Origin of the sequence: Haloarchaeobius pelagicus (genome assembly GCF_051207375.1) — an archaeon.
Classification (GTDB): Archaea; Halobacteriota; Halobacteria; order Halobacteriales; family Natrialbaceae; genus Haloarchaeobius.
Genome location: NZ_JBPJZD010000001.1, coordinates 2,158,468 through 2,171,521 on the forward strand (window position 1 = coordinate 2,158,468; position 13,054 = coordinate 2,171,521).

The 13,054-nt window shown below is 64.9% G+C and carries 12 protein-coding genes; 8 read left to right on the plus strand and 4 right to left on the minus strand.

Annotation, left to right across the window (positions count from 1 at the left end; all coding sequences use genetic code 11):
• The first annotated feature begins 34 nt into the window (after positions 1-34).
• From ACSC1S_RS11265 to ACSC1S_RS11290, 6 genes are all read left to right on the plus strand, one after another.
• Entirely contained in the window at positions 35-1,426 is a 1,392-nt protein-coding gene (locus ACSC1S_RS11265; protein ID WP_435364374.1) for a SipW-dependent-type signal peptide-containing protein, read from the plus strand.
• Positions 1,427-1,540: 114 nt separating this feature from the next.
• Complete coding sequence (locus tag ACSC1S_RS11270; protein ID WP_435364375.1) at positions 1,541-3,187, plus strand: hypothetical protein; 1,647 nt, start codon at positions 1,541-1,543, stop codon at positions 3,185-3,187.
• A gap of 84 nt (positions 3,188-3,271) precedes the next feature.
• The gene (locus ACSC1S_RS11275; RefSeq protein ID WP_435364376.1) at positions 3,272-4,948 is read left to right on the plus strand and encodes a SipW-dependent-type signal peptide-containing protein; all 1,677 of its coding nucleotides are present in this window, start codon (positions 3,272-3,274) and stop codon (positions 4,946-4,948) included.
• Between the two features lie 126 nt (positions 4,949-5,074).
• Positions 5,075-5,833: a hypothetical protein gene (locus tag ACSC1S_RS11280; RefSeq protein WP_435364377.1), complete on the plus strand. Its 759-nt coding sequence runs from the start codon at positions 5,075-5,077 to the stop codon at positions 5,831-5,833.
• A gap of 214 nt (positions 5,834-6,047) precedes the next feature.
• Positions 6,048-6,656, plus strand: coding sequence for a hypothetical protein (locus ACSC1S_RS11285; RefSeq protein WP_435364378.1), 609 nt, complete (start codon positions 6,048-6,050; stop codon positions 6,654-6,656).
• A gap of 28 nt (positions 6,657-6,684) precedes the next feature.
• The gene (locus tag ACSC1S_RS11290) at positions 6,685-8,331 is read left to right on the plus strand and encodes a signal peptidase I (protein WP_435364379.1); all 1,647 of its coding nucleotides are present in this window, start codon (positions 6,685-6,687) and stop codon (positions 8,329-8,331) included.
• 37 nt (positions 8,332-8,368) lie between these two features.
• Here the strand turns inward: ACSC1S_RS11290 and ACSC1S_RS11295 are convergent, their stop codons facing one another.
• The 3 genes from ACSC1S_RS11295 to ACSC1S_RS11305 all read right to left on the minus strand — a co-directional run bounded on the left by ACSC1S_RS11295 (position 8,369) and on the right by ACSC1S_RS11305 (position 10,781).
• A complete protein-coding gene (locus ACSC1S_RS11295; RefSeq protein WP_435364380.1) occupies positions 8,369-8,830 on the minus strand; it encodes a hypothetical protein in 462 nt (153 codons plus the stop codon).
• Positions 8,831-8,900: 70 nt separating this feature from the next.
• A complete protein-coding gene (locus tag ACSC1S_RS11300; protein ID WP_435318966.1) occupies positions 8,901-9,473 on the minus strand; it encodes a redoxin domain-containing protein in 573 nt (190 codons plus the stop codon).
• A 54-nt stretch (positions 9,474-9,527) separates the two neighbouring features.
• Complete coding sequence (locus tag ACSC1S_RS11305) at positions 9,528-10,781, minus strand: hypothetical protein (RefSeq protein WP_435364381.1); 1,254 nt, start codon at positions 10,779-10,781, stop codon at positions 9,528-9,530.
• A gap of 123 nt (positions 10,782-10,904) precedes the next feature.
• Here ACSC1S_RS11305 and ACSC1S_RS11310 point away from each other — a divergent pair, with 123 nt between their 5' ends.
• Positions 10,905-11,882: a hypothetical protein gene (locus tag ACSC1S_RS11310; RefSeq protein ID WP_435364382.1), complete on the plus strand. Its 978-nt coding sequence runs from the start codon at positions 10,905-10,907 to the stop codon at positions 11,880-11,882.
• Positions 11,883-12,011: 129 nt separating this feature from the next.
• Complete coding sequence (locus ACSC1S_RS11315) at positions 12,012-12,383, plus strand: DUF7344 domain-containing protein (protein ID WP_435318968.1); 372 nt, start codon at positions 12,012-12,014, stop codon at positions 12,381-12,383.
• 28 nt (positions 12,384-12,411) lie between these two features.
• On the opposite strand, the gene ACSC1S_RS11320 is transcribed toward ACSC1S_RS11315, so the two are convergent.
• On the minus strand, positions 12,412-12,999 hold the full coding sequence (locus ACSC1S_RS11320; protein WP_435364383.1) for a response regulator transcription factor: 588 nt from the start codon (positions 12,997-12,999) through the stop codon (positions 12,412-12,414).
• Positions 13,000-13,054 lie beyond the last annotated feature (55 nt).

Here is a 13,054-nt window from a genome sequence, read left to right on the forward strand (position 1 = left end):
CGCCGGTGGGTCTTCCCTCCGGGGACGACAGACGATGCAAGGACGAAACTTCGAACTCACACGGCGGCGGTTGCTCGCACTGACCGGCACGGTCGGGGTCGCCTCGGCAGGGGCTGGGCTCGGCACCTCGGCGTTCTTCAGCGACACGGAGACGTTCGAGGGCAACCAGCTCGTGGCCGGGCAACTGGACGTGCAGGCGGCCTGGACCGAGTTCTACGCCGATGGCCAGGACAGCAGGGGGTTCCTGGACGCGAGTCAGGAAGAGCAGGACACGCTCGTCGAGCAGAAAGGCACTATCGAACCCGATTCGACGAACTGCCTGGACGGGACGGTCGAGGGACCGATCATCGACATCCAGGACGTGAAACCGGGCGACTCCGGGCGGGTCGAGTTCGACGTCGCGTTCTGTAACAACCCGGCCCAGCTCTGGATGACCGGCTCGATGGTCTCGAACACGGAGAACGGGTACTCGGACCCGGAGGCGAGCGACAACGACGAAGACGTGCATCTGGCCGGCATCGACGAGTCGAACGACCACGAGGGCGAGTTGCTCAGCGAGCTGGAGACGACCATCACCGTCACGACTGCGGACGGCCAGACCTACGAGGCGTTCAGTGGGCCGCTCTTCGACGCGATGCTTGCCATCCTCAACGACCAGGGTCCCGGGCTGGCGCTCGACGGCGACCCTGACTCGCCGTTCGAGTTCGGGACTGCCTCGACCGACGCCTCGCGTGACTGCTTCGATTCGCTGGACGCCAGCGGGAACCTGCTGACTCACACCATCACCCTCGAGTGGGAGCTGGCGGCCGACCACGCGAACGAGATCCAGGGCGATGGCGTGAGTTTCGACGTCGGCTTCTACGCCGAGCAGTGCCGCCACAACGATGGCGGTGGCGACGGGTTCCAGAACCGGCTGTTCACGGCAGACATGGTCTCCGATACTGCCGGGACAATGTGGTCCCCCGACGAGGTCGCCGGCATCGAGCGAGGCCCACGGATTCGAGTCATCTACGGGGACGAAACCATCGCGTTCGAGATTCGTGCGATCGCGCCGCTGCAGGGGACGAATCGGGATTTGACACTCGCGTTCGACGCGACCGACGACGGAGACGCGAACGTTCGAATCACCTGGAACCAGAGTGATGGGTTCCAGTTCGACGCGTCGTTCATCCCCGGTGAGGGCGACCCGCTACCACCGCCCTTCGACGGCACCTTCGTCGATGATTCGACGGTAGTCGTCGAGGTTCCCAGAGACGTCCTCGCCGACGAGACCGACGACTATCGGTTCCTCTACCAGGCGAACTTCGTCGGTCTCCTCTCACCCGACGGAGCCGATATCGTCTCCAAGATACCGGCAGACGGTGTGCTCACCCTCGGTGGTGGACCGCCTTCCAGCGCAAGCTTCCAGCCGGATACGCTCATCTGAGATGCAACGCGATACAGCCCACGCTGGTGCAACTGTGTCGGGACGGTGTCCCGATGCACGACGGTTCGATTCCGTCGGTGGGTCGTCCCTGTGGAAGGGGGAGTGATTCAGGACATGACGAACAACGGGTTTGAACTCACGAGACGGCGGTTGCTCGCTGCGACGGGGACGGTGGGACTCACCTCGGTCGGTGCTGGTCTCGGCACGTCCGCGTTCTTCAGCGACGAGGAGACGTTCGACGGGAATGCACTGGTCGCTGGGGAACTCGACTTGAAAGTTGACTGGGAAGAGCACTACTCCGACTGGTCGGACGATGAATCTGACGGCATGGAGTTCGACCCAGTGATGGACCTCGCCGAGATTCCGGACAGTAACCCCGATGGGCTTTCGCCTGACCCCACGGACCCGGACAACTGGATCGCCTTCCCGCCGAGGCTCGCAGAACTGTTGTACGTCTGGGTCGGGGACACCAACCAGTTCATGCAGAATACGTCCATCGAGGCGTACCCGGACAGCGACGGGGACGGGATTCAAGACACGATCAAGACCCGACAACAGGTCCGGACCGACAATCCGTTCTTATCTGAAGAACAGATCGAACGGCTCTATCGAGAGCAGTTCGCCGACGTTCCGGACGACCTCCAGGGCCGGGCACCACTGATCGATCTCACCGACGTCAAGCCCGGAGACTTCGGTGAGGTCACGTTCAGCATGCATCTGTTCAATAACCCGGGGTACCTGTGGTTGACCGGGCGTCTGCTTTCGGCCGCCGAAAACGGCATTACGGAGCCGGAGGCGGATGATCCAGACGAAGAAGAAACGGAGTCGCGGCCCGCCAGCGGGGACAGCAGTACCGACGAGGTCGAGCTCCTCGACGAAGTCAGGGTCGCTGTCTGGCACGACGACGGGAACAACGTCTTCACCGACCCGGAGGTCGTCGTCCACAGGAAACCGGTTGATGGCCCGGACTCGGAAGAGAATATTTCTCTCGCGCCGGCGGAGGCGCTCATCACTCAGGGCACGCTTCGCGAGGTCCTCCAGCAACTGTCCCAGGGACATGGACTCCCGTTGGACTCGGACCCCTCGACCCAGGAGCGTGACTGCTTCCCCAATTCGACGACCCGGTTTATCGCCCTCGCCTGGTGGCTGCCGGTCGACCACGCCAACGAGATACAGGGAGACAGCGTCACGTTCGACCTCGGATTCTACACCGAGCAGTGCCGCCACAACGACGGCAGCGGAATGCTGCCCGAACTGACGGTCGAGAACGCCCGGGTTGGTGGACCGACGCAGGACAGCACCGCTGGTGTCCTCTTCGACATCACGAATCCCGGTCCGGGTGCGATAGAGATCCGTCGCGCCCGGGTTTCGACGACCGCACAGACGGCGTCCCTGCTCAGTGACGACGTCAGCAACACCGGGAGCCGGTGGGGGTACGAGTTCTACGTCGATACTGATCCGAGTGGAGATGGGACGTCGTCTTCGGACGGACGAATCGATGTCGATGGCGGGTCGTCGCTGCCGTCGCTTCTCGACCTGACCCACGATTCGAGTGGCGGTGCAGCTATCGGGTTCAACGACGGCGCAGACTTCCCGGCCACCTTCGCTGACGGCCAGTCGGCGACTGCGTCGCTGTACGCGTTCCGCGATGGGGGTGGCAACGCGGTCGATATGAACGGTGAAACGGTCCAACTCGAGCTCTCTCTGGCCCGCCCGGGCGAGACTGAGACCACGACGCAACTGGTGACGCTGTCGCTTTGAGCAGTTGCGGTTCCACCCATGTCGGCGAACGACGGTTCGATTCCGTCGGTGGGCGTTCCCTGAAGGGGGGGGGGAGAGACAATCATGTCAGGAAACGGATTAGAAATCTCACGGCGCAAAGCGCTCGCGGCAATCGGATCGACGGGAATCGCATCGGTCGGCGCAGGGTTCGGGACGAGTGCATTCTTCAGCGACACGGAGACGTTCGAGGGGAACCAGCTCGTCGCCGGGGAGCTCGATATGAAGGTCGACTGGACCGAGCACTACTCGGACTGGTCGGACGACGAGCTAGAGGGCGTCACCGTCAGCATGACCGACGATCGCCTGGAATACGGTTTCCCGTCGGCGGCGGCGAACAAGATGGTGTACGTCGACGACAGGGACGCGTTCCTCGCGAACACGGCTATCGAGGCGTTCCCGGACACACTGACCCAGAACCCGGGTGAGAACGAGTACGATGGTCGACAGGTGTCGCTCGACCCCGACGACCAGCTCTGCGACCTCGACGCCGACCTCGACGAGGCGCTGAGCAATCAGTTCCGGACCGGGGCGAACGTAAGTGGTGGGGTCACCATCGGCGAAGGGCCAAACGCACAGACCACCGCAGCCGGTGACCCGCTCGTCAATATCTCCGACATCAAGCCGGGTGACTTCGGCGAGGTCACGTTCAGCATCCACCTCTGTGGAAACCCCGGCTGGGTCTGGATGACGGGCGGTCTCGTCGATGCGGACGAGAACGGCAACACCGACCCTGAAGCAGCGGACGAGGACGAGATCAGCAGCGGGGAGGAGGACCCGCAGAACCGCGACCTCTTCGAGAACGAAGGAGACGAAAGTGGCGAACCGAACACCGACCCGGCGGACACCAGCCAGGAGCCGGTCGAACTACTCGACGCCATCAATACGGCGCTCTGGTACGACACCGGGCCGGACGGTGCCTACGGGACCGGTGACAGTGGAGAGGGTGACAACTTCCACGAAGAGGGAGAGACGTTCATCCCGCTCACTGGAACGCTCCGCAACGTCCTGCAGCTCCTCGAGGAAGGACGGGTGCCACTCGATTACACCCCTGATGGCGGTGACGGAACCATCAGTATCGGTGGAGCGGGGTCCGACATCTGCACCAGCACGGATGACGCGCTCTATCAGCTCACGAACTCGGACCTGCATCTGGGCAGCAACCGAAACGTCTCCTGTGAGGAACTCGATGACATGTTGGTCTCTCACGGGTACGCCGAGACCGGCACGGAGTACGTGGGGACGAAGGTGGAAGCCGACGCCCTGCATTCGGGGACCTACACTGCGGGGAACGGTGGGACGATACAGGTCGATAGCGTGAATATCGAGGACGGAACCGTCACCCTCTCGACCGACTTCCCGGTAGAGGCGGTCGGCATCAAGGGCGGAAACGGGGGTGAGCACATCTACGTCTTCGAGGAGAAGGGTGGGACCGACCCGGCCGAACCGGAGGAGTACGGGTGCATCCTCGACGGCGTCACGTTCCACACCGCGACCGACCAGGCAATCAGTCACATCGAGGTCTGTTACGACCCCACGGTCCCGACCGACCTGATAATCGAGGGCGACCCCGGCCGGGAGTGCTTCCCCAACTCGACCACCGCCTACGTCGGCTTCGAGTGGTGGCTACCGGTCGACCACGCGAACGAGATACAGGGCGACAGCGTGAGCTTCGACATCGGCTTCTACACCGAGCAGTGCCGCCACAACGACGGCAGTGGCCAACCACCCGCGGACGGCTGACGGCGAGGCTGATGACGCGAACAGCGCCGTGAATCCCCTTTCACCCCCACGGTGGTTCCACCTGCCGTTGCGGTCACGCAGCGATCGGGTCGGCGGTTCGATTCCGCCAGTGGGCGTAGACAGACGATGCGAAATCCAGTGACTCGTCGGAACGTACTCCTCGGCGCGAGTGGGATGGTCCTCACCGGGGTCGGTGTGGGTGTCACCCGAGACACGCTCGACCTGGACCCGGTGTCGTTCACGGCCGGTGCAGTGCTCACGCCGGACGGTACGCTGGCCGACACGAACTCGCAACAGACCGACGGAGACGGCAGGCACCTCCGCGTGGACTGGCGAGAGGAGTACAACGGGAGGGTCGTCGAGAACCCGGACGTCCGGACCGAGGCGCAGGCTACCAGCGGGCCGCTCATCGACCTCGACGACGTGAAGCCGGGAGACGAGGGGCTGCTCGTCCTGCAGGTATCGGTCGCCCGGGAGGCGAGTCGGGTCGTCCTGTCGCTGCCCCTCGTCGAGACGGACGAGAACGGGCAGAACGAGGCCGAGGAGAAGAGCCCGGACCCGCTCCCCGGCGAGGGCGAGTTACAGCGCCACGTCGATCTGGCCCTCTGGTACGACAGCGGCGTCGTCGTCGAGAGCATCGGCGGTTGCAACGGAGACCGCGAGCGCGGCGAGTCGCTCATCGCGGCCGGAACGCTGGCGGCGGTCGCGGACCAGCTGGAGGCCGGCAGGGTGTTGACGCCACCGGGAGCCAGCGACGGGTGTCTGGCGGCTGGGGACTCGTTCTGTCTCGCGCTCAACTGGGCTCTCGACGAAGCCGTGGGCAACGTCATCCAGTCGGATTCCGCGTCGTTCGTGGTGGGGCTCCAGCTCCAGCCGTGCCGGTGAATTCCGACGATATGCTCGACGTACTCGGACTAAATAACATGTTAACGATGGTTTTGTCGTCTCGACACTGTCGATTCCGGGGGAGTGGGGGAATCGGAAGCACTCGACGGAGTAAGGGGCGGCTAGTTAAGCCTTCATCATGTGAACCAGCGACTGATACACGCAGGGTAGCCCACAATGAATTACACGTTGAATACACAGAGGTGAATTGCAGGTGACAGTAGAGGGGTATTCTCGTAGACAGGTCCTCGGGCTCGCGGGGGGGCTGGGCGTGGTCGGGCTGGTCGGCGGTGCCGGGACCCACGCGTTGCTCTCGGGCGAGGAGACGTTCCAGTCGAACTCGCTCGGAGCCAGCTCGTTCGACCTCGAGGTCGCGTGTCTCCGTGACGATGGCTTCACCGTACCCGAGCAGGACAGCGCGGCGTTTCCCACGGCGTTCGCCGACCCGACCCGGCTGACGGTCCCGCTCGCTGCCACTGCGGGGGAGACGAGACGACTCACACTCGCGCTCAAGTCGAGCGATGCGGTCGAGACGAGCGTTCGCATCTCCATGGGAGACGTGGGAGACAGCACGCCTGCCTTCGAGCTCGACGTGTGGGAGGACACGGACGCGGACACCGACCGAGAGGGGAGCGACGCGGTTATCGAGTCGGCGAAGACGCCCGTGGTCGTCGACGACCTCCCGGTCGAGGTCGTCCTCGGTGAGTGTGCAGGGACCAGCCAGCTTCGGACCATCGGGGTCGAATGGCGGATTCCATCGGACGCGCCGACAGGGGAGTACGCGGTCGATTTCGAGGTCATCGCACGACAATGCACACAGTAACCAAGCCAGTGGCCGGGAGGGCACAGTCATGAACTGGGGAATCGTCATCCGGGGGGCCAAGATACTCGCGTTCGTGCTCGTCCTCGCGTTCCTCGTCCCGTTCGTCGTCTACAGCGTGCCACAGACGGTCGGGGCGGACCACGGTTTCGTGGTCCTCTCGGGCAGCATGGAGCCGACGATGAGCCCGGGCGACGTGGTCATCGTGAACGAGGTCAACCCGGACCGACTGGAGAAGGGGGAGATCATCACCTTCGGGAAGAACGGCACGCCGACCACCCACCGCATCATCGAGGTGCAAGAGTCAGGTGAGGGACTGGAGTTCCGGACCAAAGGCGATGCGAACGATGACCCCGACGCGGGGACGGTGGCAGCTGGCGATGTCGTCGGCAGGGTCCAGCACGTCGTCCCCTACATCGGGCACGTGGTGAACTTCGCGAACACGACGACCGGCTTCGGCGTGCTGGTCATGGGCCCCATCGCGTTGCTCCTCGTGACCGAGGTGTGGTCGTTCGCAGCGTCGGGCAGGACGGGCGGGGAGAACCCGGAACAGACCGCAACCCTGGCCGAACAGACCACAGACTCGGACTCGGCTCCGAGTGACGATGGAGTCGAACTGGCCGGCGAATCCCCGTCCTCCACCACCGAATCGGTTGATGGCGAGGTCGCCACCGCCAGCGAGGCGGATTCCGGGTCGAACACCATCGTCATGACGCGGAACGACACCAGGTTGAGTCTGCTGCTCTTCCTCGTCTATACGCCCTACAGCGCCTGGATGGCGTACCGGACCCTCGAGCCCCTCTCGGTGACGGTCGCCGTCGCCTCCGTCGCCGGGCTCCTGTTCTCGGGAACCATCTACGTGTTCGGCGGGTCGGCCGATGGACGGCCGACCCAGGGTTCGGCGGACCCAATCCCGGCGCAGCCGGCGGGGGCTTCGGAATCGGTCGACCAGGCGGCGACAGCCGAGGAGACGGACGACCCGGCGGCCGTCACGGAGGACTCCGGCCGCGGCTCCCCTGACCCGTCACCGATAGTCGAGATGACGGCCGACGACGCGACCGTCGACTTCGAGGACCCGCTCGAACCGGCAGGAGCGACCCAGGACTCCGACGCACCGACGGACTGGACGATATGGCAACGACTCCGCCCCTCATCGACAGAACGGGAATCCACCTCGACTGCGCAGGAATCCATCTCGACCGAGCAAGCAGCCACTTCGACCGGGCAGGACCCTACCCCGCCTGAGCAGTGGACCGTGACGGAGCGTCTGGACCGCCGGACGGTGCTGGCGCTCGTGCTCGTCACCGTCTTCGGGCTCAGCCTGTTCGGTGGCTACCAGACCTACGCCGTCCTCTCCGATACGGAACGCGTCTCGTTCGACGTCTCCGTCGAGGGTGCGGACAACGTCTCGACGAGTGCTGCGGAGACGAACACGAGTACAGCAACCAGTACCGAGACCACGACGAGTACCGAGAACGAGACCGTGACGACTACCGAAACCGCGACGAGTACTGCGACCGCGACAGCGACGGCCACATCGACAGCGACGGCCACATCGACAGCGACGGCCACATCGACAGCGACAGCAACGACCAGTGGCGAGACGACCAACGCGACGACGACTGCGGAGAACAACAGGCAGAAGAGACCCGTGAGAGAATTCGTCCGCGATACCTGAAGGCAGGGCGACGACAGCAGTACGTGACACCGTGAGCTCAGGGAACGACGTTCGACACCAGCCCGACGAGGGTCCCGTACACCGCGTAGGTCACCAGGGACATCTCGCTGTAGACGGGGAATATCTCGGTCGTCGCGATGCCGTGACTGACGAACCAGAGCGGTTCGATGAGTGCGAAGGCCGCACCCCAGGCGAGGACGCCGAAGACGAGGCCGACGATGGGGCCGAGGAAGCCGCGGCCGTAATGCCAGAGCGGGCGCGAGTGGACGAGCACACCGAAGACCCCGCCGAACAGCACCGAGAATATCAGGTGCCACACCCAGGGGTTCGAGACCGCGGTCGTGAGTTCGAGACTCGTGCCGATAGCGATCGGTGTCAGCGAGAGGGCGAAGGGCGCGAGGACGAGCAACAGGCCGGCGATGAGGCCGGAGAACATGGTTCGCAACACCACGTCCTGTCGGGGGGTGACTTCGACGGTGACCGTAGGTGGGGCGCTCATTGTTTGTGTGCAAGTACGTCGCCCGTAAATATAGCTTCCCTAACCAATCCCCGGATTCGACCCAGCCCGGTCAGAACGACCAGTCGTCCCCGGTCAGTTCGTCTTCGGTCTCCGGGCGCGGCTTCAACTCGGCGTCTTCGAGTTCGTCTCGGACGGCTCGGTACACCTCGTCGACCGGCGGCGTATCCATCGTCGGGTCCAGCGGGTGGTCGCCGACCCACTTGTAGCGGACGTTCCGGTCGCGGTCGATGAGGAAACACGAGCGTTTCGACCGGGGAAACAGCTTGAACGTCCGGTACTTCACGTCGAAGGCCTCGGCCAGGTCGAGTTCGGGGTCGGAGATGAGGGGGAAATCGAGGCCGAACGTGGACATGAACGTCCGGTGCGTGAGCGGGCGGGACTTGCTCGCGCCGATTATCTGGACGTTCCCCTCGGCGTCGTCGAACCACTCGTAATCGCGGAACTCGCACCACTCACCCGTACAGTCCGGCGTGAAGTCGTTCGTGTAGAAACACAGCAGGACGGGTGCGTCGTCGAGGAGGGACGAGAGTCGGGTCTGTTCGGTGCCACCGCCGGGGCGGACCAGCGGGGCCACGAATTCGGGGGCGGTATCACCGACTGCGAGCCCCGAAGCATCACTCATGGGTGGAAGTGTGTGTTGGCACGAATATACTTTCCGGGAGATACCGCGAGAAACTCAAAGCGGGTTCACGAGCGCCCACACGTCGGTCTCGGGGTCGAGGCTCCCCGGCTCCGTGCCGCGCTCGGTGACGATACCGGCGTGGTACAGCATCGCCTTCAGCTGGAAGGTCGTCCCCGACTGGTACACCGACCCGTCGGCGAGTGTCGCCCTGTCAACCGTCCCGTCGTCGTGGAGCACCCGGCTCCGGGCTTCGTCGCGGCTGCTCACGAAGAGTTCGACCGCGAACGAGGGGTGACGCTCGTACACGTCCTCGACGAGTTCCCGGAGGCTGGGTCGGACGTTCCCGGCCTCGTGCAGGCCCTGGAGTTCGGTCACGAGCAGGGTCGTCGCCGGGTACTCGTAGACGATCTGGCGGGCGAGTTGTCCCCACTTCGGGGCCACGTCGATGAACCGCTTTTGCGAGCGCTTGTACTCGGCGAACGATTCGAGTGCGTCCCGCACATCGCCGTACTCCCGTTTCGCGAACCGGACGACCTCCGCGCCAAGTGGGGTCAACTCCGGGTCCGGGTTGCCTGCCGTCTCCTTCACCAGCCCGAGGAACGCAGCGCCCTTCCGGGCCCCGTCGGTCGCTCCCACGACGTGCGTCGCGAGGAGGTCGTCGGTCGGGTCCTGGAGATACACCGCCAGCGGGTACGCGAGGTAGTTCTTCGGGTGGTTCAGGCTGAAGGACTGGTCGGCGACGCCCTGGGCCGTCGCCTGGAAGCGCAACGCGGTCGTCGCACTCGTCGACTGTGCGCCGACGACGTGTGGGACTTCGAGGGGTGTGACGGCCCCGTCCGGACTGACACCGAGGACGCCGACGTTCAGGTCGCGTGCGAGCATCTGGGTCCCGGTCGTGATGGCACCGGTGGGGGCGGCGAGGTAGGCCACGTTCGCGTCGGTCAGCCGGTCGTGGGCCTGGACGACGCCGCGTTCGACGTCGACGTGACCGTCACCGCGGTAGCCCTTCGCCTCGACCGCCACGAGGGGTGTCTCGCTCTCCCCCGTGGCTCCCGTCACGAGGGAGTCGTCGAGCGGGCCGACGCCGACGAGGTCGGGGTAGCCCGAACCGACCCTGACGTGGTTGAACGGGGAGAGCGCGTCGCGGGTCGCGGCATCGACCGGTTCGTCCTCGCGCCAGGACTCCATCGTGAACTGCGTGTCCACGACGGCGTAGGAGTCGCTCGCCTCGCCCTCGGGGAACAGCGACCGCTTCACGTGGGACAGGACGACCGGTTCGCTCAACTTCGAGGGGGACCCGACGGACATCTTCCAGCTCGGCTACGACCGGTGGGGTCAAGAAACGCCCGGCAGCGGCGGTCGGATACCACCGTCGCACCACCCGTGCCACACACCCACACGGTTAATAGCCACAGCCCGCTAGTGTCGCTGATGGCCCGGGTCCCGGACGACAGCGGCCGCGGATCGCTCTCCGAGCGCGACCGCGAGCGACTGGCCGCGATACGTGCCTGTGAGAACCTCTCGGACCTGGTTCGGCTCACCGGGGCGACCGACGAGCACGAGGCGTACTTCACGGCGAAGACGGAGTGGAACGGTCTCCGAAGACGTGAACTGGCCGCCCAAGCGGCGTCGACGGGTCTCCCCGGGACCTGCGTCACGGTCGGTGGCCACGACTTCTTCGTCCACGGTATCACCCACGCCGGGACCGACGCGGAGCGTGCCTACCTGCGCGAGCACATCTCTGCGGCGCTCGACGACGGCGCAGTCGTCTACTGCGAGCAGGGCATCCGCCAGCTCTACTTCGCCGACCTCGGGGTCTGCGAGATGGACGACTACCGCTGGGCGATGGCGCAGTCGGCCGAGCGCGGCCTCGACTCACAGGTCCCGGACCGCGATGCACACGTCGGCGACCGTGCGCCCACGTCGTTCGACGGCGTCCGCGAGGAGATCGATTCGCTGGCGTCGCGGTTCAGGGCGGCCACGTTCGAACTCATCCACGACCACAGCGAGCACTACGGCGAGAACGTCGCATCGGCACTCGGCGACGTGGCGTCGGACTTCCTCCTGAGCCACGAGGATTTCGGGACCGGGGTCGGGTTCGAGGCGTTCCGGAAGAACCGACAGGCCGCGGCCGACCCGACCAGACTCGACGCCCTCCAGCGCTACTACGAGACCACGTTCCTCCCGCAACCCCTCGAGCGCGAGTGGTTGCGTCGGCACGACCCCGAACTCGAACTGGTCACCCACGCCCGGAACGAACGCATGGCCGACTACGCGGTCTACCACAACGAGGAGGCGACCGAGGTCCGGCTCGTCGTCGGCGCGGCACATCAGCCCGGCGTCCGGTACTACCTCGAACACTTCCGTGACGGGGACCGCCGGGTCGACGGCTTCGAACTCGTGGAGTGACTCCCTGTGCGGGTGCCGTCGGTCGAATCGCCCCCATCACCCACCCATGTGAGGAGTTACCATGTAGCACTTGGGCACCCGTACATACAAAGCAGGGTGTGAATGCCTGTAGACCGAAAAACTGTGGGCATGCCTTCTTTGGACGGGCAGAACGTGGGGGGACTCGCCGAAGAGTGGGCCGAGATCGAGCGGGCGCTCGACTCACCGGCTCGCCGGCGAGTGCTGTCCTATCTCCAGCAGACGGGGGAACCGACGACAGTCGACGAACTGGCCGAGCACGTCGCCAAGCACACCGAAACGCGCGAATCACACCTGTGGGGGTTACACGACACGTACACCCAGCTTCGATGGGTACATCTGCCGACGCTGTCGAAGGCCGAACTCGTCGACTGGGGGCCGGACGACGAGACCGTCGAGCTGAACGAGTACGCCCGGCAGCTGCCGCTGTTCTCGCCGTTGAGCGACCGGGTCGTCCAGACGGACGACCCGAGCTGGGCCTGACAGCAGGAAAAGTCGCGAGAGGGCTGACTCAGCGGTGAGTCCGCCCCGGTTTTCGGTTGATGTTCTTGTACGTCTCGAGCACCTCGTCGAACGCGTCGAGGTCCTGGCGAAGCTGGTCTTCGAGTTCGTCGACCCGTCGTCGAAGCTCGACGTACTCGGTGTTCGACTCCAGGACGTGGGGGCCGTGTTCGAACTCCAGCAACCGCTGCTTGGTCGCGAACTGGATGTACTCCTGGAGGTCGTCGCTGTTCGCCCGCGCGGTGAGTTGCTGTTCGATTGCAGAGATGAGGTCCGTGTGCTGGACCGGTTTACACAGGTAGTCGTCGAACGGGAGTTCGAGGATGTCGAAGTCCGGGTCGACCGCGGTGATGAGGATGATGCTCGTGTCGGTGTCGCGGTCGCGGATTCGCTCCAGTACGTCCTCGCCCGAGTACCCGGGCATCCGGCGGTCGAGCAACACCACGTCCACGTCGTCCAGCTTCGGCAGGACCGGTTCGCCGTCGTACACCGTCTCGACGTCGTAGTCCGCGCGAAGCCACAGGGTGTACATGTTCGCGAGCTTCTCCTCGTCGTCGACGATGAGGATGGACGGGCGCTCGCTGTCGTCCGATGGCATGAGATACCAGTAGGTGGACGTGTGCCCTGTTATACCTTTGTGCGGTCATCGCCGC

Excerpts from the sequence above, each read along its gene's own strand:
- ACSC1S_RS11265 (WP_435364374.1), top strand. The coding sequence starts at position 35 with ATGCAAGGACGAAACTTCGAACTCACACGGCGGCGGTTGCTCGCACTG.
- ACSC1S_RS11310 (WP_435364382.1), top strand. The coding sequence starts at position 10,905 with ATGGCCCGGGTCCCGGACGACAGCGGCCGCGGATCGCTCTCCGAGCGC.
- ACSC1S_RS11280 (WP_435364377.1), top strand. The coding sequence starts at position 5,075 with ATGCGAAATCCAGTGACTCGTCGGAACGTACTCCTCGGCGCGAGTGGG.
- ACSC1S_RS11270 (WP_435364375.1), top strand. The coding sequence starts at position 1,541 with ATGACGAACAACGGGTTTGAACTCACGAGACGGCGGTTGCTCGCTGCG.
- ACSC1S_RS11295 (WP_435364380.1), bottom strand. The coding sequence starts at position 8,830 with ATGAGCGCCCCACCTACGGTCACCGTCGAAGTCACCCCCCGACAGGAC.
- ACSC1S_RS11300 (WP_435318966.1), bottom strand. The coding sequence starts at position 9,473 with ATGAGTGATGCTTCGGGGCTCGCAGTCGGTGATACCGCCCCCGAATTC.
- ACSC1S_RS11320 (WP_435364383.1), bottom strand. The coding sequence starts at position 12,999 with ATGCCATCGGACGACAGCGAGCGCCCGTCCATCCTCATCGTCGACGAC.
- ACSC1S_RS11290 (WP_435364379.1), top strand. The coding sequence starts at position 6,685 with ATGAACTGGGGAATCGTCATCCGGGGGGCCAAGATACTCGCGTTCGTG.
- ACSC1S_RS11315 (WP_435318968.1), top strand. The coding sequence starts at position 12,012 with ATGCCTTCTTTGGACGGGCAGAACGTGGGGGGACTCGCCGAAGAGTGG.
- ACSC1S_RS11305 (WP_435364381.1), bottom strand. The coding sequence starts at position 10,781 with ATGTCCGTCGGGTCCCCCTCGAAGTTGAGCGAACCGGTCGTCCTGTCC.
- ACSC1S_RS11275 (WP_435364376.1), top strand. The coding sequence starts at position 3,272 with ATGTCAGGAAACGGATTAGAAATCTCACGGCGCAAAGCGCTCGCGGCA.